The following is a 21,644-nucleotide window of genomic DNA, read 5'->3' on the forward strand; positions in this document are numbered from 1 at the left end:
TTATGATTAGTAAGTATGATGATTAAATTTCATTTTTGATGATCGCGTCTGCCACACTAGCTGGCGCTTCAGCGTACTTTAGGAATTCCATCGCATAACTTGCACGCCCTTGCGACAAACTACGCACATCCGTTGCGTATCCAAACATTTCGCCTAATGGCACTTCCGCTCGAATAACTTTTCCGGACATGGAATCTTCCATACCCTGAACAAGTCCGCGGCGACGATTCAAGTCTCCCATCACGTCACCCATGTACTCTTCAGGGGTTACAACTTCTACTTTCATCATGGGCTCAAGAACACAAGGATCAGCATCAACCGCTCCTTTCTTTAAGCCCTGAGAAGCTGCAATTTTAAAGGCCATTTCATTAGAGTCAACATCATGGAATGAACCATCGAACAACACCACTTTTAACCCAAGTAATGGGTAGCCAGCGATAACGCCATTCTTCATTTGCTCTGAAACGCCTCGTTCAACTGCTGGGATGTATTCCTTCGGAATAGCACCTCCGACAATCTCATTGACAAACTCTAACCCTTCCTTTTCAGTTGGGATCAGTTTCATCACAACATGACCGTATTGACCACGACCACCGGATTGCCGCACAAACTTGTGGTTAATTTCCACTTCTTTGCGAATTTTCTCTCGGTATGATACTTGAGGCTTACCAATGTTTGCCTCAACCTTGAATTCACGTTTCATTCGATCAACAAGAATATCAAGGTGCAATTCACCCATACCAGAGATAATAGTTTGACCTGTCTCTTCGTGAGTTTCTACGCGGAAAGATGGATCTTCCTGCGCAAGCTTACCAAGAGCCACTGCCATTTTATCTTGATCTGCTTGAGACTTCGGCTCTACTGCCACAGAGATAACGGGCTCAGGAAACTCCATACGCTCTAACACGACAACATCTTTGCCGTCACACAGCGTATCCCCTGTCGTGACATCCTTCATACCAATCAAAGCTGCGATATCACCCGCTCTTACTTCTTTGATCTCTTCTCGATTATTAGCATGCATTTGAACCATACGGCCAACACGCTCTTTCTTATGTTTAACAGAGTTAAACACCGAGTCTCCGGAATTCAAAACCCCAGAGTATACACGTACGAAGGTCAACGTCCCCACAAATGGGTCGGTTGCAATCTTGAACGCTAAAGCCGAGAACGGAGCATCATCGTCTGCCTCTCGAGTTACAGGCGTTTCAGCATCTTCTAAAGTGCCTTCTATCGCTTTCACTTCTAATGGTGATGGCAGATACTCAATCACCGCATCAAGCACAGCTTGAACACCTTTGTTCTTAAATGCAGAACCACAGGTGACCAATACTATTTCGTTAGCAAGCGTGCGAGCTCGCAGACCTCGCTTGATTTCCTCAATGGATAACTCACCTTCTTCAAGGTATTTATCCATCAATTCCTCGTTGGCTTCAGCTGCAGCCTCAACTAACTTCTCACGCCACTCTTCCGCAGTTGACAACAAATCCGCAGGAATTTCTTCTAGCGTATACGTCATCCCCTGATCTGCCTCATTCCACATAATGGCTTTCATAAGCAGCAAATCCACAACACCAGCGAAGTCTTCTTCTGCTCCGATGTTGATTTGGATTGGAATTGCGTTGGCATTCAAGCGATTTTCCAATTGTTCTACAACACTGAAAAAATCCGCACCTGTACGATCCATCTTATTGACAAATACCATACGAGGCACTGCATACTTGTTAGCCTGACGCCAGACAGTTTCTGTTTGAGGCTGAACACCAGACGACCCACATAACACAACAACCGCTGCGTCTAGCACTCGTAGTGAACGTTCTACTTCAATAGTAAAATCTACGTGCCCAGGAGTATCAATGATATTAATACGATGTTGGTCGAACTGCTGATTCATACCACCCCAGAAGCAAGTTGTTGCCGCTGAAGTGATCGTAATGCCACGCTCTTGCTCCTGCTCCATCCAGTCCATGGTGGCTGCACCATCATGGACTTCACCGATCTTATGAGAAAGACCGGTGTAGAATAGAACACGCTCAGTAGTTGTCGTTTTACCCGCATCAACGTGCGCACAAATACCGATGTTGCGATAACGATTGATGGGTGTTTTACGTGCCACTTAAGCTTCTCCGGATTAGAAACGGTAGTGAGAGAACGCTTTGTTAGCGTCAGCCATACGATGAACGTCTTCACGTTTCTTAACAGCTGAGCCTTTGTTCTCAGATGCATCTAGAATTTCACCAGCTAAACGTAATGCCATGGACTTTTCACCACGCTTACGAGCAGCTTCTACCAACCAACGCATAGATAGCGCTGAGCGACGAGCTGGGCGAACTTCTACAGGCACTTGGTACGTTGCACCACCTACACGGCGAGATTTAACCTCAACCATTGGCTGGATAGATTCTAGAGCTTTTTCAAAGACAGCCATTGGCTCATCAGTCTTTGTGCGTTGCGCTACAGTTTCTAGCGCATTGTAGACGATGCTTTCAGCTACAGATTTTTTGCCACTAACCATTACGTGGTTAATGAACTTAGCAAGAAGTTGGCTTCCGTGTTTAGGATCTGGAAGTACTTCACGCTTAGCGACTACGCGTCTTCTAGGCATGGATTATATCCTCTTCAGGTGAGTCCGAGACATCTCTGCGCTCGGCCTTACTGTATTAAAAAATTATGTCTAAACGATTAAAGTAGCTTGAAAGCTTACTTAGGACGTTTAGTACCGTATTTAGAACGGCCTTGCTTACGATTTTGTACGCCTGAAGTATCCAAGCTACCACGAACTGTGTGGTAACGAACACCTGGAAGGTCTTTTACACGACCGCCACGAATCAGCACTACGCTGTGTTCTTGTAGGTTGTGACCTTCACCACCGATGTAGGAAGTTACTTCAAAGCCGTTCGTCAAGCGAACACGACATACTTTACGCAAAGCCGAGTTCGGCTTCTTAGGCGTAGTAGTGTATACACGTGTGCAGACGCCGCGGCGTTGCGGACAAGCTTGTAACGCAGGAACGTCACTTTTTGCCACTTTACGTTTACGTGGTTTACGAACCAACTGGTTAACGGTTGCCATTTAACAAGCTCCACATCCAATCTTTATGGCGGAAATCGCCAAAATTAAGGAGGCGCAAGTGTAATTTGCGCCTATAAAACAGTCAATAGGGAGGCGAACAAAAATTCACCTCCCATGCATATACAATGACTTCTAGTCTTTCAATGCCGCACTTAATGCTTCTTCTACATCCGAAGCACTCACTGTTGCATGACTTTCAGTCGTTGCTTGTTGCGCACGCTCTTTTTTCAGCTTGCGCTCACTGTGATATGCCAGACCTGTACCCGCAGGGATAAGGCGACCAACCACAACGTTTTCTTTCAGACCACGCAAATGGTCTTTCTTACCAGTTACCGCACCTTCAGTTAGCACTCGAGTCGTCTCTTGGAACGATGCCGCAGAGATAAATGACTCAGTGGCCAATGAAGCCTTAGTAATACCTAGTAAAACACGCTCATATTTAGCAGGGAAACGACCTTCAGCTTCAGCAGCTTCGTTCGCTTCTTGCATTTGAGTGTATTCAACTTGGTCACCCTGAATCAGGTTAGTATCACCTGAGTCAGTGATATCTACTTTGCGTAGCATCTGACGAACAATCACTTCGATATGTTTGTCGTTGATACCTACACCCTGTAGACGGTAAACCTCTTGAATTTCATTAGTGATGTAGTCTGTTAATGCCACCACACCCTTGAGACGTAAAATGTCATGAGGGTTTAATGGTCCATCAGCAATGATCTCACCCTTAGCGACTTCCTCACCATCAAAAATGTTGATTTGACGCCACTTTGGAATCAAGGTTTCGATTGGATCTCCACCATCTTGAGGTGTGATAACCAAGCGAATCTTACCTTTCGTTTCCTTACCAAAGCTAACCACACCTGTCGCTTCCGCCATAACAGCAGGATCTTTCGGGCGTCGAGCTTCGAACAAGTCAGCAACGCGCGGTAGACCACCCGTGATGTCCTTGTTACCTTGAGATTCTTGCGGAATACGAGCCAGTACTTCACCAGTCTTGATGGTTGCACCATGATCCAGACTCAACAAGGCCTTCTCAGGCAACATGTATTGTACTGGCATCTCAGTACCAGGGATCATTACTGGAGCACCCTTCTCATCTACTACAGAAATAGTAGGACGTAAATCTTTTCCAGAAGAAGGGCGATCCCTCATTTCAAGCACTTCAATCGTTGTCAGGCCTGTCAACTCATCGGATTGACGACGAATTGTGACACCCTCTTCCATACCAGAAAACTCTAGTATACCTTCCATCTCAGAGACGATTGGGTGTGTATGTGGATCCCAGTTTGCTACGACTTGACCAGCCTCAACTGAGTCACCTTCGCGGATACTTAAGACCGCACCATACGGTAATTTATAGCGCTCTTTTTCACGACCAGCATTATCAGCAATCGCCAATTCAGAGGATCGCGACGCGACCACTAATTGACCACCTTCACGCTCAATGCTCTTCATTTTATGGAAACGAACGGTACCAGCACTCTTAACCTGCACACTATCAACAGCAGACGCTCTAGAGGCCGCACCACCAATGTGGAAAGTACGCATCGTAAGCTGTGTACCTGGCTCACCGATAGACTGTGCAGCCACTACACCGATGGCCTCACCAATGTTAGTTAGGTGACCACGAGCCAAATCACGACCGTAACACTTACCACAAACACCGTGCTTGGTTTCACATGAGATAACGGAACGAACAAGCATTTCATCGACACCTGCTGCCTCGATTGCTCGCACATTGTGCTCATCAATCAAAACACCCGCCTCGACAACAAGCTCACCTTTCGCGTCCATAACATCTTGCGCTACAACACGACCTAGTACCCGCTGACCAAGTGGCACTACAACGTCACCACCTTCAATCAGAGCACTTACAACAAGACCTTTATCTGTTCCACAGTCAACTTCTGTGATAACCAAATCTTGCGCGACATCCACTAGACGACGTGTCAGGTAACCAGAGTTCGCTGTTTTCAACGCTGTGTCAGCAAGACCTTTACGCGCACCGTGTGTCGATGTGAAGTACTGAAGTACTGATAGACCTTCACGGAAGTTCGCAGTGATTGGAGTCTCGATGATGGAACCATCTGGTTTCGCCATCAAACCACGCATACCACCGAGCTGACGCATCTGAGCAACACTACCACGGGCACCGGAGTCCGCCATCATGTAAACAGAGTTAAATGACTGCTGCTCTACTTCGTTGCCATCTTTATCGATTACCGTTTCTTTCGCCAAGTTTTTCATCATGGCTTCTGTGACGGTTTCGTTAGTACGAGACCATAAGTCGATAACCTTGTTGTACTTCTCGCCTTGCGTTACAAGGCCGTCGGCGAACTGGTATTCAATTTCTTTAACTTCTTCTTCTGCCTGAGCAATGATCGCCGTTTTCTCTGGTGGAATAACGAAATCATCAACACCAACAGAAGAACCAGAAGCCGTTGCATAAGCAAACCCTGTATACATCAACTGGTCGGCAAAGATACAAGTCTCTTTTAGGCCTACTTTGCGGTAACACTCGTTGATAAGGTTAGAGATTGCCTTTTTCTTCATCGGCTGGTTGATGACAGAGAATGGGAGGCCATCTGGCACAATATCAAACAACAAGGCACGACCTACAGTAGTATCAACGATGAAAGTAGAAGGAATTTTCTCGCCTTCTAGAGTCGTATCAACTTGATCCACTCGAACCTTGATTTTCGCGTGCAAATCTACTTGTTTGCCGCCATAAGCACGATGTACTTCTTTGATATCAGCAAAGGCCATGCCTTCACCTTTCGCGTTGATCTTCTCACGCGTCATGTAGTACAAGCCCAATACAACGTCTTGAGACGGTACGATAATCGGCTCACCGTTTGCTGGCGATAGGATGTTGTTGGTAGACATCATTAACGCACGTGCTTCAAGCTGAGCTTCGATCGTCAACGGTACGTGTACCGCCATTTGGTCTCCATCAAAGTCGGCGTTGTATGCCGCACACACAAGTGGGTGCAACTGGATCGCTTTACCTTCGATCAGGATTGGCTCAAACGCTTGAATACCCAAACGGTGAAGTGTTGGGGCACGGTTAAGCATTACTGGATGTTCGCGGATAACTTCATCAAGAATATCCCAAACTTCCGGTGTTTCACGCTCGACCATTTTCTTCGCTGCTTTGATGGTTGTAGCCATGCCGCGAAGCTCTAACTTAGAGAAGATGAACGGCTTGAACAATTCAAGAGCCATCTTCTTAGGAAGACCACACTGGTGCAAACGTAGAGACGGACCTACTGTGATTACAGAACGACCGGAGTAGTCTACACGCTTACCCAAAAGGTTCTGACGAAAACGACCTTGCTTACCTTTGATCATATCAGCCAAAGATTTAAGCGGGCGCTTGTTAGATCCCGTGATCGCACGACCACGACGACCGTTATCTAGTAACGCATCCACAGACTCTTGCAGCATACGCTTTTCGTTACGTACGATGATGTCCGGAGCAGATAGCTCTAGTAGGCGTTTTAAACGGTTGTTACGGTTGATCACTCGACGATATAGGTCGTTCAAATCAGATGTCGCAAAACGACCACCTTCTAGTGGAACTAGCGGGCGAAGGTCTGGCGGCAACACTGGCAAAACGTCCAACACCATCCACTCTGGGTTGTTACCAGAATGATGGAACGCTTCAATCAACTTCAGACGCTTAGAAAGTTTTTTGATTCGTGTTTCGGAGTTCGTTGCATTCAACTCTTCACGCATTGTGCTGATTTCTTCTGGCAAATCCATGTCACGTAGTAACATTTGAATCGCTTCAGCACCCATGCGAGCGTCGAATTCATCACCAAACTCTTCTAATGCTTCAAAATATTGTTCATCGTTCAACAACTGACCTTTTTCCAGCGTTGTCATGCCTGGATCAATGACGATGAAAGATTCGAAGTAAAGCACACGCTCAATATCACGTAGGGTCATATCCATGATAAGACCGATACGAGATGGAAGAGATTTTAGGAACCAAATGTGAGCAACAGGCGAAGCAAGCTCAATGTGCCCCATGCGTTCACGACGCACTTTAGACAGCGCAACTTCTACACCACACTTCTCACAAATAACACCACGGTGTTTTAAACGCTTGTACTTACCACACAAGCACTCGTAGTCCTTGATAGGACCAAAAATTTTGGCACAGAACAGACCGTCACGTTCTGGTTTGAACGTACGGTAGTTGATGGTTTCTGGCTTTTTAACTTCACCAAAAGACCATGAACGAATCATATCTGGAGAAGCTAAGCCAATGCGAATCGCATCAAACTCTTCTGATTGTCCCTGTGTTTTTAGAAGACCTAATAAGTCTTTCATGTATATTCGCCCCACTCGTAAGGCTGGGGAAGTTCACTTCCCCAGCAGGTCAAATGTGATTCGTGCCTATTCGTTTTCTAGCTCGATATCGATACCAAGAGAACGGATTTCTTTCACCAGTACGTTAAAGGACTCAGGCATGCCTGGTTCCATACGGTGATCGCCGTCTACGATGTTTTTGTACATCTTAGTACGACCGTTCACGTCGTCCGATTTCACGGTTAGCATTTCTTGTAACGTGTAGGCAGCACCGTATGCTTCAAGTGCCCATACCTCCATCTCACCGAAACGCTGACCACCGAACTGAGCTTTACCACCCAGCGGCTGCTGAGTAACCAAGCTGTAAGAGCCAGTAGAACGAGCGTGCATCTTATCATCTACCAAGTGGTTCAACTTAAGCATGTACATGTAACCTACGGTCACAGGACGCTCAAATGCCTCACCAGTACGGCCGTTAAACAATTTAATCTGACCGCTTTCATTGATGCCAGCAAGACGCAACATACGCTTAATTTCTGCTTCTTTCGCACCATCGAATGCACCAGATGCCATTGGCACGCCCTGTTTAAGGTTAGATGCCAAAACAAGAATTTCATCATCTGAGAAGCTATCTAGATCTTCGGTACGAGCTGGGCGCAAGTCACCTTCATAACCGTTATAAACTTCGCCTAAGAACTCTCGAAGCTCTTTAACCGTTTCGGCTTTCTCACGCTCGACTTGGATCATCTCGTTAATCTTACGACCCAAACCTTTCGCTGCTGCACCTAAGTGAGTTTCTAGCACCTGACCGACGTTCATCCGAGACGGCACACCTAAAGGGTTAAGCACAATATCTACCGGATCACCGTTTTCATCGTACGGCATATCTTCAACAGGCATTATCTTAGAGATCACACCCTTGTTACCGTGACGACCGGCCATTTTATCACCAGGCTGGATACGACGTTTAATCGCAACATACACTTTAACGATTTTCAGCACACCTGGTGCTAAGTCATCGCCAGTCTGCAACTTGCGCTTTTTGTCTTCAAATTTCGCATCAAGATCCTTGCGGCGTTCGATCAAGGCTGCTTGCGCTTTTTCAAGCTGCTCACTTGCCTCTTCGTTTGCGACGCGAATTTTGAACCACTCAGGGTGATCAAGGCCAGCCAAATACTCTTCGGTAATAATAGCGTTACGAGCCAAGCCTGGACCGCCTTCTGCTTGCTGCCCAACCAACGCTTCAGCTAAACGCTCAAACGTTGCCTTCTCAACAATGCGGAACTCTTCGTTAAGATCCTTACGCACTTGATCTAATTGAGATTTCTCAATGGATTTAGCACGTTCGTCTTTTTCAATACCGTCACGTGTAAAGACTTGAACGTCGATAACAGTACCGCGAGTACCTGTTTTAACACGTTGAGAAGTATCTTTAACGTCAGACGCTTTTTCACCGAAGATAGCGCGCAAAAGTTTTTCTTCTGGTGTTAGTTGTGTTTCGCCTTTCGGCGTTACTTTACCAACTAGGATATCACCAGGCTCCACTTCTGCACCGATGTAAACAACACCAGAGCTATCTAGTTTAGATAGAGCCCCTTCACCGACATTCGGAATATCAGCAGTAATCTCTTCAGGCCCAAGCTTCGTATCACGAGCCACACAGGTTAGCTCTTGGATATGGATAGAAGTGAATCGATCTTCTTCTACCACCCGCTCAGATACTAGGATCGAATCCTCGAAGTTGAAGCCGTTCCAAGGCATGAACGCAATACGCATGTTTTGACCAAGCGCTAGATCACCCATGTCGACTGATGGACCGTCGGCCATGATGTCACCACGAGCTACTTTGTCACCTTTCAGCACCAAAGTACGTTGGTTAATACAGGTATTTTGGTTGGAGCGAACGTATTTTGTTAGGTTGTAGATATCTACACCCGCTTCGCCAGCCTCTGTTTCTTCAGAGTTAACACGTACCACGATGCGACTTGCATCAACCGACTCTATTTCACCACCACGACGTGCTACGATACATACACCAGAGTCTTTCGCTACGTTTTTCTCCATACCGGTACCAACCACTGGTTTCTCAGCAATTAGCGTTGGCACAGCCTGACGTTGCATGTTTGACCCCATCAAGGCACGGTTAGCATCATCGTGCTCAAGGAATGGAATCAGCGATGCTGCGACCGATACAACCTGACGTGGCGACACGTCCATCAGGTTTACTTTTTCTTTCGGAATCAGAGTGGTTTCGTGCATGTGACGCACCTGAACCAGATCATCAACCAAACGCCCTTCTTCATCAACATTTGCCGATGCTTGAGCGATGACATATTTTGCTTCATCGATAGCCGAAACATATACTGTTTCGTCTGTCATCTTGCCATCAATAACCTTACGGTACGGAGTCTCTAGGAAACCATAGCTATTTGTACGTGCGTAAGTCGATAGCGAGTTGATCAAACCGATGTTTGGTCCTTCCGGCGTCTCGATCGGACATACCCGACCGTAATGAGTCGCGTGTACGTCACGCACCTCAAAGCCAGCACGTTCACGAGTCAAACCACCAGGCCCCAATGCCGAAACACGACGCTTATGCGTCACTTCTGACAAAGGATTGTTCTGATCCATAAACTGTGACAATTGACTAGATCCAAAGAACTCTTTGATTGCAGCCGCAACCGGCTTCGCGTTCAATAGATCTTGTGGCATTAGGCCATCCGCTTCTGCCATAGACAGACGCTCTTTCACAGCACGTTCAACACGCACTAGACCAACACGGAATTGGTTTTCAGCCATTTCACCAACTGAACGGATACGGCGGTTACCAAGATGGTCGATATCGTCGACCATGCCGTTACCATTTCGAATGTCCAGCAATGTTTTAAGAACAGCAATGATATCGTCGTTATCTAGAATACCTGCGCCTTCATCCTCATCGCGACCTAGGCGACGATTGAACTTCATACGTCCAACATTTGAAAGGTCATAACGATCTTCTGAGAAGAACAACCCTTGGAACAAAGACTCAGCAGATTCTTTAGTTGGCGGCTCACCAGGACGCATCATGCGGTAGATTTCTACCAACGCTTCCAACTGATTGTTAGTTGGATCAATACGCAGCGTATCGGAGATGAATGGGCCGCTATCGAGGTCATTGGTGTACAACACATCGATATCTTTAATGCCTGCTGCAACCAGCGCCTCCAACAGGTCTACCGACATTTCGGTGTTTGCTTCAGCAATCAGCTCACCCGTGCTCGGGTGCACTAAATTTTTAGCAGTCACCTTACCCAACAGGTACTCAAGAGGTACAGAGAGACGCTCTAGACCTACTTTTTCCATCTGACGGATATGTTTCGCAGTGATACGACGACCTTCTTCGACGATCTGATTGCCATCTTGGTCTGCGATATTAAATAACGCAGTTTCACCACGTAGACGATTAGCAATTAGCTCCATCTCAACACCATCGCGACTCAAGTAGAAACGAGTAGTGTCAAAGAAAGTATCTAGAATTTCTTCAGTACCGAAACCCAGTGCGCGTAACAAAATAGTTACAGGCAGCTTACGACGACGGTCGATACGAACGAAAACGCAGTCTTTTGGATCAAACTCGAAGTCCAACCAGGAACCACGGTATGGGATTACGCGAGCAGAGTGTAGTAGTTTACCAGATGAGTGTGTTTTACCACGATCATGATCGAAAAATACACCTGGTGAACGGTGTAACTGAGACACGATTACACGCTCAGTACCGTTAATTACAAACGTACCGTTTTCTGTCATGAGCGGAATCTCGCCCATGTATACTTCTTGCTCACGAATGTCTTTGATCGCCTTGTTCGCAGACTCTTTATCATAAATGATAAGTCGCACACGAACACGTAAAGGAGCGGCATACGTAACACCACGTAGCTGACACTCTTTTACGTCAAATACAGGCTTGCCTAATCGGTAATCGACGTATTCTAGCGCCGCATTGCCGGAAAAGCTGACCATTGGAAAGACAGATTTAAAGGCCCCATGCAGACCTAGTTCCCCACGCTCCGCAGGATTTTTACCTTCCTGCAAGAAGTTACGGTAGGATTCAAGCTGAATTGCCAGCAAGTATGGCACATCCAAAACGGGCGGCAGTTTACCGAAATCCTTACGGATACGTTTTTTCTCAGTGTATGAGTAAGCCATCAGCATTCCCCAGCTTGTGCACATTGACGCAAAAGGCCTTCTTATCAGGCCTTACCGAAATGAGAGAAAAGTCTCTCACATAAAATCTTAAAGTTTTATCTAGGTTTTACAAACCCAAAAAGGCCGGTGGCAAAAACCACCAGCCGTTCCGACTAAATGTCGAATTTTCGCAAAGCAAGTATCATTACTTAACTTCGACAGAAGCACCTGCTTCTTCAAGAGCTTTCTTAAGCTCTTCTGCTTCATCTTTAGTAACGCCTTCTTTAACAGTCGCTGGAGCGCCGTCAACCATGCCTTTCGCTTCTTTCAAGCCAAGACCAGTTGCTGCACGAACTGCTTTGATTACGTTTACTTTCTTATCGCCAGCGGCAGTAAGAACAACGTCAAATTCAGTTTGCTCAGCGGCAGCTGCACCAGCATCGCCAGCAGCTGGACCAGCTGCCGCAGCAACTGCTGCAGTTACACCGAATTTTTCTTCCATTGCTTCGATCAGTTCAACAACGTCCATTACAGACATTTCTGCTACTGCATTGATGATATCTTCTTTAGTTAGAGCCATGACTCAGATTTCCTAACATTTTGTAGTTGCCATAAGCGGCAACAAAAACCAATTGAATTCAAGTAAGCGCGTTTTAAAGTTACGCTGCTTCTTGTTCTTTCTGATCGCGAATCGCCGCAAGAGTACGAGCAAGTTTGCTTGTTGCACCTTGAATAACGCTCATTAGTTTCGCGATTGCTTCGTCGTATGTTGGCAAAGTTGCCAAACGATCAATGTCGCCAGCTGGGATCAACTCTCCGTTGAACGCCAATGCTTTAACTTCAAATTTGTCGTTCTCTTTTGCAAAAGTCTTCAACAAACGAGCAGCCGCACCTGGATGTTCGTTTGAGAATGCAATAAGAGTTGGACCTACGAAGCTTTCTTGTAAGCATTCGAAGTCTGTACCTTCAACTGCGCGGCGAGCCAATGTGTTACGTACTACACGTACGTACACACCTGCTTCACGTGCTTGCTTGCGAAGAGCAGTCATGTCAGTCACGGTTACACCGCGAGAGTCAGCTACTACAGCAGACAAGGCGCCTTGAGCGACTTCGCTAACTTCGGCGACAATGGCTTTTTTGTCTTCTAGACCTAATGCCACTGGTTTTCTCCTGGATTAGCAGGGGTTAAAAATAGAACCCCAAATTTTACCAACTCTCCGATAAATCGGAGTACTTGCTGGTGAGTTGGATCCAGTAATATCTGAATCGGGCCACACCATCTGCGCAGGACAAACGCTTCACAACGTTATAATTAAATCATCGACTCCTGCGGTCTTTGACGGCCTATACAGCGAACTGCACAGACCCCAAAGCTCTGACTTAGAAGCTTAACGCACCTAAATCAATTTGTAGACCAGGTCCCATTGTAGAGGACAGGGTCACTTTTTTCATGTAGACACCTTTTGAAGACGCAGGCTTAGCACGACGTAAGTCAGCTAGAAGCGCTTCAATGTTGCCTTTAACAGCATCTGCTGTGAAGTCGATAGAGCCGACGCCAGCGTGAATGATACCATTTTTGTCAGTACGGTAACGAGCTTGACCTGCTTTTGCGTTTTTAACCGCTGTCGCAACATCAGGAGTCACAGTACCAACTTTTGGGTTTGGCATCAGACCGCGAGGACCAAGTACCTGACCTAATTGACCAACGATACGCATCGCATCCGGAGAAGCAATGACTACGTCGAAGTCTAGGTTGCCCGCTTTAACTTGCTCAGCTAGGTCTTCAAAACCTACAACGTCTGCGCCAGCTTCTTTCGCTGCATCAGCGTTTGCACCTTGCGCGAACACTGCAACACGAACGTCTTTACCTGTACCGTTAGGAAGTACCGTAGAACCACGAACAACTTGGTCAGATTTACGTGGATCAACGCCTAGGTTAACAGATACGTCTACAGACTCTTTGAACTTAACAGTAGAAAGTTCAGATAGAAGAGCAACAGCCTCTTCTACAGAGTACAACTTCGTTGCATCTACTTTTTCAGCGATCAAGCGAGCGCGTTTAGTTAGCTTAGCCATTAGTTCACACCCTCAACATCTAGACCCATTGCACGCGCACTACCTGCGATAGTACGTACGGCAGCATCCATATCCGCTGCAGTCAAGTCAGCCTGCTTAGCGTTAACAATCTCTTCTAGTTGCTCACGTGTAACCGTGCCAACTTTTTGAGTGTTTGGACGAGGAGAACCACTCTTAATACCAGCAGCTTTCTTAAGAAGAACTGAAGCAGGAGTAGATTTTGTTTCGAATGTAAAGCTACGATCACTGTACACAGTGATAATAACTGGCGTTGGAAGACCTGGTTCTACACCTTGCGTTTTGGCGTTGAACGCTTTACAGAATTCCATAATGTTCACACCGTGTTGACCAAGTGCTGGACCAACTGGTGGACTTGGGTTCGCTTGACCCGCTTTAACTTGTAGCTTGATGTAAGCTTGGACTTTTTTAGCCATTTTTTACTCCAGATGGGTCATCGCCCGAAGGCTACCCGTTTAATGCAATCAGGTCTTTTCAACCTGACTAAATTCCAAATCAACAGGAGTGGAGCGCCCAAAAATAAGCACTGCCACTTTGATTCGGCTTTTATCGTAATCAACCTCTTCTACAGCACCATTGAAATCGGCAAATGGACCTTCGTTAACACGAACCACTTCACCCACCTCAAACAGTGTTTTAGGACGAGGTTTATCCACACCCTCATTGACTCGCTGCAGAATCGCATCCGCCTCTCGATCAGTGATTGGTGATGGCTTGTCCGCCGTACCGCCGATAAAGCCGAGTACACGCGTTGTCCCTTTGACAAGATGCCAAGAGTCATCGTTCATATCCATCTGTACAAGTACATAACCTGGATAGAACTTACGCTCACTTTTGCGCTTCTTGCCGTCACGAATCTCAACCACTTCCTCTGTCGGAACTAGGATATCGCCAAATAAATCTTCCATACCCATAATGCCGACACGCTCTTTGAGCGAGCGCATTACGTGTTTTTCATAACCTGAGTACGCTTGTACCACATACCATCGTTTCGCCACGAGCAACTCCTAACCTATTACTGCAGAAACGATCCAGCCAAGGAGCGAATCAACTCCCCACAGTACGAGAGACATAAAAATAACAACAGCCAAAACAATCAAGGTTGTTTGAACCGTCTCCTGTCTCGTTGGCCATACAACACGACGTATTTCCGTCTTCGCTTCTCTTGCCAATTTCGCAAAAGAACGCCCTTTAGTTGTATTCAGCGCAACAAAACCAGCAATACCCGCTAAAACCACAACAGCAATCAAGCGATACAGCAATGACTCAGCAGAATAAAAGTTGTTCCCAACTACCGCCACAGCAACAAGAAGGACAACAACAGCCCACTTAAAAACGTCTCCGCGAGACTCTTGAGTTTCAGCATTCGAACTCATACTTCAGGTGATCCCTAGCTAAGAAATTGGATACGAAAGATGGCAGGCCAAGAGGGACTCGAACCCCCAACAGCCGGTTTTGGAAACCGGTGCTCTACCAATTGAACTATTGGCCTACATTCGTATGGGCGGAGGATGATACCGACTCGCGAGAATTTTAGCAAGAGGTATTTGCCCAAAAATCAGACAATAAAAAAGGCGGATGACCCACCTGTTTTCGCATTTAGGAATGCTGGAGCTCATGAGCAGATTTGAACTGCCGACCTCACCCTTACCAAGGGTGTGCTCTACCAACTGAGCTACATGAGCTTATCAGAGTTGGAGCGGGTAGCGGGAATCGAACCCGCCTCTTCAGCTTGGAAGGCTGAGGTAATAGCCACTATACCATACCCGCTTATTGGTGGAGGGAGGTGGATTCGAACCACCGAAACTTTCGTGGCAGATTTACAATCTGCTCCCTTTGGCCACTCGGGAACCCCTCCACAAGCCAAGCATTGCTCGCAACACCCCAAAAGGTGGAAGCCATTATATGAATCGAAATTTCAAATGCAAGCGCTAGCAAGGATTTTTTTCTATTTTTATTAATAGCTTGGAAAAGTCGAGTCGATCCATCAGATTCTGCCAAGGTATTTCTCTTATAGGCTGGTCAAGCATGAGCTCATATAGGTTCACTGTACGTTCATGCTCATAGATTTTTACAGGCATCCCACTACGCTCAGAAATAGCCGTTTGCGCTTGCTTCGCACGCACAAGTGACGAGTACAGTCCCAACGATATACGATTCTTCATCTCCCCTCGGGCGATAATATAGCTGTCTATCTTTTTGACCTTCAGACGTAAAACAATATCCTCTGCCGCTTTTTGTGTTTCAGGTGCCGCAATATATAGCCAGTACTTCTCTCGTTTCCCAGTAGTGTCATTTTGAGAAAACGCCAAGCCAGCTTGGTTCAAAACTGTTTCAACTTGGCGACGATCTGCATCTCGCTCTAAAACCACAATAGGGCACAATAATGCCCCCTCTTGATTTGCATTATCATTGACCACATTGGATTCGCTCTGTTGAGAGCGCTCGACCTGTTCCAATGCAGACTCCAAACGACTCGCCACAGCATCGGCCTCTGAACCTAGCGGGTCAGAGTTTGGCAAGGCCTCTATCGGCCGCACTTCATTTGACAAATATACCCGCTCACTTACTGGCGGTGCATAAACTGGCTCGGTCTGAGTCAACGTTTCCGACGCGGCGAAACCTTGCCAACCAAAAAACGCAGCGTTAACCAGTACTAGCAGTAAAAACACCCACTTCATGTCATCACCTACCTGTCCTCAACCGCTGCGCTAGAATGCTCTTTGCTCCAACAGCGACTAAATGTTCATTTATATTACAATCAATTCCTAAGCGCTGCATAAGGACCTCTCCTAATCCGCCCGTTGCTACCCAGTTTGCTTCGCTATGGCGCTGATAGAGCCGATGCACAAACCCCAATGCCATTTCGAAGCAACCTTGATTAACTGCACTCGCAGTGCTGTTGGGGATACCTTCACCAACTCTGACTTCTGCGTCAGAAAAACGAATCCTCGCCGTGTTAGATGTAAGACTTTCAGTCATTAACTCTAAGCCTGGAGCAATATATCCACCTAGATGCTTTCCTGTTGCATCGACAAAATCAACTTTGATCGCTGTCCCTGCATCAACAATGACGGTCAACCCTCCATACAACTGATACGCTGCCACAACGGCAAGCCAGCGATCCACGCCCAACCGATGAGGCTCTCGGTACGCATTATAAACCCCGCAAGCTTCGGCAGTAGAGCGTATTACGAACACCTCAACCTTTGGAAACACCTGGTTCAATGCCTTCTCCAACGCTATGTCGTGTTCTTCGCTTCTGACACTGGCTAAAGCGATCACATCAGGCATGCAGGTAGCTGGCTTTTGCTCAATAGAACCAATCCACTTTGACACAACCTCATCACCCATGAACCAAGTCCACTTTACACAGGTATTTCCAGCGTCAGCGATAAGTACACTATTGCTTACGGACACTTATTTCGCCTCCGTGCAACAGCTCGATACCATCCTCTGTTTCCAACCTCAACGCTCCATTTTCATCAATACCTTTAGCGATACCTTCTTGTACACGAACACCACTGAAGACCTTAACAGGTTGATTAAACAGAATGTCATAGGCTTGCCATTGTGGATAAAAGTGAGCCATCCCTTCACCTTTCGCAAATACTTCACATAAATCCTCAAGCCCTTTGGTGATCTCTGCGACCAAGCAATTTCTGTCAGGCACATTAGGAAGACGCGATGCTAAATCAGTCCAAGGTTGGTCAACTTTTGCTTTTTGCTCTGCTGTAGACTGAACATTGAGTCCAATACCAATCACAACGTGACAGACATCTTGGTCGGCAACCATTTCCAACAAAATGCCGCAGATTTTTTCACCATCTATATGAATGTCATTCGGCCACTTTAAGCCTGGGTTGGGGATACCAGCATTACGTAACACTTTCGCAACAACAACCCCAACAGCTAAACTCAAACCTTCCACAACGCTGGGACCCTGATCAAATCTCCACGCAAAAGACATCGTAATATTTTTCGCTATACCGCTTTCCCAAGTACGCCCTCGGCGGCCTTTACCTTGGGTTTGATGCTCTGTCACCGCGAGTGCAGGTAAGGCTGCTCCGATACTAATGTGACGTTTCAGCACCTCATTAGTAGACGGTGTCTCAAAAGGAATCTCTATACCTATATTATCCGGCACACCCGCTGCTCGGAGCTTTGCTTCGTCTAACAGTGTAAGGGGGTCAGGAATCCTATAACCTCGCCCTTTCACAGAGTGCACTCTCACACCTACCGCTTCCAGTTTCTTTAATCGCTTCCAAACCGCTGCGCGGGTTACTCCCAACAACTCACCTAGCTCTTCACCAGAATGAAACTTGCTGTCACTTAATAATGCTAGAATTTCACGCATGTAGACTCCAGTCATTGCGTTTTCTTATATTACGGCGCTTGCACGCTATGCATAAATATCGACACTTGATCCATTAGATCGTCAAAGTAAGGATTCCAAGACAAACGACCCGCATAGGCACTTTTACTCGTTAGCAATTCTCCTTGCTCTCCATACCAATTATTTTCAGCACGTCGACATTCATTATAGATATCAGGCTCTCCTTGATACCAGCCACACACTCGATAACTCCCCATACGGCCATAATAAGGGTTATCCGGCGCTCCATGAATCGCCATATGTGAAAGGCCGAATATTTTTTGTTCTGGCAAGTCAGTGTTTACAACTTTCATTGATTCCGTTTGAGTGTTTGCACGAGAGGTTGAATAGAGCACCATTTGGCTTCCCAAAGTAGATTTCATCGCTTGATCAAATACCTGCATCGTTACGCTTGAGTCTACCGTCGCATCTTCTTCTGACAAGGCAACAAATACAGGTATCGTACGCTGCTGTTCTGTCACGGTATGCATCACCTCCTTGGTCAGTTTGTAGGCTTCAGCGATAGCAGGCACAGGAATAGATGCATATTTTCCATAATCGTCTGACGGGTAGTGGTCCAACCAATCAACAAAAGGAGCTAACCAAGGCGACAGCCAATCAATACTGCTGTTTATCTTAAATAACGGTGAAAACAACACTACCCCAGCAATATCATCAGGGTGTTGCCACGCATACTCCGTCACTAAAGCCCCTCCCGTAGAAAACCCTCCCAAATAGAGCGAATCTACTTCTTGTGAAAAAGACTGAACTGCCTGTGCGACGGCTGCCCTCCAACTTTCTCGTGAAACATCTAATAGATCTTCGGCTTTTGTGCCATGTCCTGGCAACAACATTACACGAGTCGCAATACATCGCTCAGCAAGAGCTTGAGCGGGGTCTCGCAGCGAAAAGGGAGAGTCTGAAAGACCGTGAAACAAAAGCAGCCCTATGGATTCAGATTCATTACAGTCATCACTCGGTTGGCGCTGAAACGGCATCACCGCATCGAGCTCAACAACCTTGTTCGACTCGTCAACCCATACCTTATGGCCTTCTAAATGCGCTCGTAGACGCTGTTGGTACTCCGAAAAGCCTTCATTTGTACGTTGAACTGCTTCGTTTGCCCACGCACCAAGCGCAACGCACGAACACACCAATAATGTAGTGATCCTGCCTAACATCATAAGATCAATCCTGTTGAGCCGCTTTGCAAAAAGCTTATCATAACGGATCTATATCAAATCACTAGAGTAAAGGCAGTTCATGTGTATCAGAATATAACCGTTGAAAGAGTTGCGTCTCTTTGGTTTCCGCTGGTCAAAAAATTTTACCAAGCACATTATCCTAGCGGAAAACCCAACAAAGCAGACCCAGTATGGGCAATCAAGAGTGGCCCTAAGATTATTGCGGCCGTAAGACTGAAACAATTTAATGGTGACTATCAACTGCTCACCGCCCTATTAACACATCCTGAGCTTCGTAACTTAGGCTATGCTAGCCGCTTATTAGAAGCCATTGAGCAGGAATTCAACATAGCAACCTACTGCTTCAATGAAACTGCACTCATACCATTTTACGAACGACATGATTTTGCTGTCATAAAAGAAGACCACCTACCTCTTGAATTAGCCAGTCGCTTAAAGCGCTACCGGATTAAAAAAAACACACTTGTCGCCATGCACTACTGCAGACGCTTAAAAACCACTTAATAAGTCTTAATTGCCTTAATTCAAACACACATTATTGACCTTAGAGCCCGTCATTCCTACCTTAAAGGAAAAAGAACATTGAGGTAATTATGGCTATCACGCTCCCTGAAAACTCCCCCCTACTCTCCAAAGACTTTCTTTATGGAGTGGCTACCGCTTCTTTTCAAATTGAAGGAGCCAATACTGAAGACGGTAGGCTCCCCAGCATTTGGGACACATTTTGCAGTACACCCGGCAAGGTTTTTAACGGCGATGACGGTTCGGTTGCTTGCGATCATTACCATCGCTGGAAGGAAGATGTTCAACTGATCAAATCTCTAGGAGTAGACGCTTACAGACTCTCTATTGCATGGCCAAGAGTCATGGATGAACAGGGCAACCCAAATAGTAAAGGCATTCAATTCTACAAAGATCTGCTCAAAGAACTCAAAGCGGGGGGTTTAACTGTATTTGTTACCCTTTATCATTGGGATCTACCACAACATCTTGAAGATAAGGGAGGCTGGTTAAATCGAGAAACGGCTTATCGTTTCACTGAGTATACAGAACTTGTGACCAGAGAGTTAGGACAATGGGCCGATTGCTGGGCAACCTTCAACGAACCATTCTGCGCAGCATTATTGGGTTACGAATATGGCATTCACGCACCAGGTCTGGCAAAGCCAGAATATGGTCGCCAAGCGGCCCATCATATTTTGTTAGCTCATGGATTAGCGATGCCGATCATCCGTCATAATTGCCCTCATGCACAAGCAGGCATCGTCTTAAACATGAATCGTTCGTACGCTGCTTCTGCAAAATCCGAAGATCAGTTTGCTGCACTCATTCGCGAGACCCTTGATAACCAATTTTTCATTGAACCTATATTGAAGGGACAATACCCAAGAGTTTTAGCGAAAGTATTACCTGAATACTTACCTACCATACTACCCGGTGACATGGAGATCATCAGCACGCCTATCGACTTTCTCGGACTCAATTTTTATACCTGTAATCACAATCAATTTGATACCGAGGCGCTCTTTAAAGATGTCCCTAACGATCAAGAAGTTGAGTACACGGATATAGGCTGGGAAATCGCACCACACGCGTTCAGCGAGCTACTCACCAATTTAAACGAGCAATATGACCTACCCCCAATATACATTACGGAAAACGGCATAGCTTGCGCTGATACTCTTAAAAATGGGAGAGTCGATGATGATCAGCGTGTAAGGTATCTTCAAGGCCACTTAAATGCTGTCCATGAAGCTGTTGCTGCGGGCGTCGACATCCGCGGCTATTTTGCTTGGAGTTTAATGGATAACTTTGAATGGGCAGAGGGTTACAGTAAACGCTTTGGTTTAACCTATGTCGATTACGACACACAAGTGCGCACTATTAAGCGTAGTGGCTATGCTTTTCGTGAACTGATCTCAAATCGCTAATTTCCTAAATCACTGCAGCGCACATAAAAGAGTAGTGCGCTGCCAGACACCTAAACATTCACCTTTAGCTAGCTGCTATAGTTACCCACAATACTCATGATTTTCCTTCATTTCTGATTGGTTGTGCATAAAGCAGGCGCTTATCCACACTTTTCATTGCTGTACTCGACCTTAAGTTTTTTAGTTCATGTACATGTGAGGCCAATAGAGATGATTCGCGCTTGCATGAGGAGCTAAACCTTGGTCTAAGTGCTGAGCGTCGATAGGAGGGATTTTCACCAGACACAAAAAAGCCCTGACCATTGCTGATCAGGGCTTCGTATTTGAAGCTTGACGACGACCTACTCTCACATGGGATCTCCCACACTACCATCGGCGATGGCGCTTTTCACTTCTGAGTTCGGGATGGGATCAGGTGGTTCAACGCCTCTATGATCGTCAAGCAAACCGGTGTGCGTTTCGTTATGAGTGATCGGATGTGGA

At 46.3% G+C, this 21,644-nt stretch carries 17 protein-coding genes, 4 tRNA genes and 1 rRNA gene; 2 read left to right on the top strand and 20 right to left on the bottom strand.

What is annotated here, in order from left to right; all coding sequences use genetic code 11:
- Positions 1 to 22 precede the first annotated feature (22 nt).
- The 19 genes from fusA to DN730_RS17290 all read right to left on the bottom strand — a co-directional run bounded on the left by fusA (position 23) and on the right by DN730_RS17290 (position 19,209).
- Positions 23 to 2,116, bottom strand: a complete 2,094-nt coding sequence (gene fusA / locus DN730_RS17200) for an elongation factor G (protein ID WP_115469378.1) — start codon at positions 2,114 to 2,116, stop codon at positions 23 to 25.
- Between the two features lie 15 nt (positions 2,117 to 2,131).
- Positions 2,132 to 2,605: a 30S ribosomal protein S7 gene (rpsG, locus tag DN730_RS17205; protein ID WP_115469379.1), complete on the bottom strand. Its 474-nt coding sequence runs from the start codon at positions 2,603 to 2,605 to the stop codon at positions 2,132 to 2,134.
- 95 nt (positions 2,606 to 2,700) lie between these two features.
- A complete protein-coding gene (gene rpsL / locus DN730_RS17210) occupies positions 2,701 to 3,072 on the bottom strand; it encodes a 30S ribosomal protein S12 (RefSeq protein WP_013659444.1) in 372 nt (123 codons plus the stop codon).
- 132 nt (positions 3,073 to 3,204) lie between these two features.
- Complete coding sequence (gene rpoC / locus DN730_RS17215; protein WP_115469380.1) at positions 3,205 to 7,410, bottom strand: DNA-directed RNA polymerase subunit beta'; 4,206 nt, start codon at positions 7,408 to 7,410, stop codon at positions 3,205 to 3,207.
- 66 nt (positions 7,411 to 7,476) lie between these two features.
- Entirely contained in the window at positions 7,477 to 11,577 is a 4,101-nt protein-coding gene (rpoB, locus tag DN730_RS17220) for a DNA-directed RNA polymerase subunit beta (RefSeq protein WP_115469381.1), read from the bottom strand.
- A gap of 184 nt (positions 11,578 to 11,761) precedes the next feature.
- Positions 11,762 to 12,136 carry a 50S ribosomal protein L7/L12 gene (gene rplL / locus DN730_RS17225; RefSeq protein ID WP_115469382.1) on the bottom strand — a complete coding sequence of 125 codons (375 nt, stop codon included), beginning with the start codon at positions 12,134 to 12,136 and terminating at the stop codon, positions 11,762 to 11,764.
- A 79-nt stretch (positions 12,137 to 12,215) separates the two neighbouring features.
- A complete protein-coding gene (rplJ, locus tag DN730_RS17230; RefSeq protein WP_115469383.1) occupies positions 12,216 to 12,716 on the bottom strand; it encodes a 50S ribosomal protein L10 in 501 nt (166 codons plus the stop codon).
- A 220-nt stretch (positions 12,717 to 12,936) separates the two neighbouring features.
- Positions 12,937 to 13,632 (bottom strand): 50S ribosomal protein L1, encoded by a 696-nt coding sequence (gene rplA / locus DN730_RS17235; RefSeq protein ID WP_115469384.1) that lies wholly within the window; start codon positions 13,630 to 13,632, stop codon positions 12,937 to 12,939.
- Positions 13,632 to 14,066: a 50S ribosomal protein L11 gene (rplK, locus tag DN730_RS17240; protein ID WP_115469385.1), complete on the bottom strand. Its 435-nt coding sequence runs from the start codon at positions 14,064 to 14,066 to the stop codon at positions 13,632 to 13,634. The genes rplA and rplK overlap by 1 nt, the downstream gene beginning before the upstream one ends.
- 48 nt (positions 14,067 to 14,114) lie before the next feature.
- Positions 14,115 to 14,648 (bottom strand): transcription termination/antitermination protein NusG, encoded by a 534-nt coding sequence (gene nusG / locus DN730_RS17245; protein ID WP_115469386.1) that lies wholly within the window; start codon positions 14,646 to 14,648, stop codon positions 14,115 to 14,117.
- Positions 14,649 to 14,657: 9 nt separating this feature from the next.
- Positions 14,658 to 15,026 carry a preprotein translocase subunit SecE gene (gene secE / locus DN730_RS17250; protein ID WP_115469387.1) on the bottom strand — a complete coding sequence of 123 codons (369 nt, stop codon included), beginning with the start codon at positions 15,024 to 15,026 and terminating at the stop codon, positions 14,658 to 14,660.
- A gap of 40 nt (positions 15,027 to 15,066) precedes the next feature.
- Positions 15,067 to 15,142, bottom strand: a tRNA-Trp gene (locus tag DN730_RS17255).
- 117 nt (positions 15,143 to 15,259) lie between these two features.
- Positions 15,260 to 15,335 (bottom strand) — tRNA-Thr (locus DN730_RS17260).
- 10 nt (positions 15,336 to 15,345) lie between these two features.
- Positions 15,346 to 15,420 (bottom strand) — tRNA-Gly (locus DN730_RS17265).
- Positions 15,421 to 15,424: 4 nt separating this feature from the next.
- Positions 15,425 to 15,508 (bottom strand) — tRNA-Tyr (locus DN730_RS17270).
- 73 nt (positions 15,509 to 15,581) lie between these two features.
- Positions 15,582 to 16,331: an SPOR domain-containing protein gene (locus DN730_RS17275; protein ID WP_115469388.1), complete on the bottom strand. Its 750-nt coding sequence runs from the start codon at positions 16,329 to 16,331 to the stop codon at positions 15,582 to 15,584.
- 4 nt (positions 16,332 to 16,335) lie between these two features.
- Positions 16,336 to 17,070, bottom strand: coding sequence for a type III pantothenate kinase (locus DN730_RS17280; RefSeq protein WP_115469389.1), 735 nt, complete (start codon positions 17,068 to 17,070; stop codon positions 16,336 to 16,338).
- The gene (locus tag DN730_RS17285; protein WP_115469390.1) at positions 17,054 to 18,007 is read right to left on the bottom strand and encodes a biotin--[acetyl-CoA-carboxylase] ligase; all 954 of its coding nucleotides are present in this window, start codon (positions 18,005 to 18,007) and stop codon (positions 17,054 to 17,056) included. Before DN730_RS17285 ends, DN730_RS17280 begins: the two co-directional genes overlap by 17 nt.
- 29 nt (positions 18,008 to 18,036) lie before the next feature.
- Positions 18,037 to 19,209 (bottom strand): alpha/beta hydrolase, encoded by a 1,173-nt coding sequence (locus tag DN730_RS17290; RefSeq protein WP_115469391.1) that lies wholly within the window; start codon positions 19,207 to 19,209, stop codon positions 18,037 to 18,039.
- 81 nt (positions 19,210 to 19,290) lie between these two features.
- Here DN730_RS17290 and DN730_RS17295 point away from each other — a divergent pair, with 81 nt between their 5' ends.
- Together DN730_RS17295 and DN730_RS17300 are read left to right on the top strand one after the other, a co-directional pair.
- Positions 19,291 to 19,734 carry a GNAT family N-acetyltransferase gene (locus DN730_RS17295; protein ID WP_115469392.1) on the top strand — a complete coding sequence of 148 codons (444 nt, stop codon included), beginning with the start codon at positions 19,291 to 19,293 and terminating at the stop codon, positions 19,732 to 19,734.
- Positions 19,735 to 19,823: 89 nt separating this feature from the next.
- Positions 19,824 to 21,161, top strand: a complete 1,338-nt coding sequence (locus DN730_RS17300; protein WP_115469393.1) for a GH1 family beta-glucosidase — start codon at positions 19,824 to 19,826, stop codon at positions 21,159 to 21,161.
- 328 nt (positions 21,162 to 21,489) lie between these two features.
- Here DN730_RS17300 and rrf read toward each other — a convergent pair.
- A 5S ribosomal RNA gene (gene rrf, locus DN730_RS17305) occupies positions 21,490 to 21,604 on the bottom strand.
- Between the last annotated feature and the right edge of the window lie 40 nt (positions 21,605 to 21,644).

The sequence above is a fragment of the Marinomonas piezotolerans genome (assembly GCF_003362755.1).
In the GTDB taxonomy this organism is placed as follows: domain Bacteria; phylum Pseudomonadota; class Gammaproteobacteria; order Pseudomonadales; family Marinomonadaceae; genus Marinomonas; species Marinomonas piezotolerans.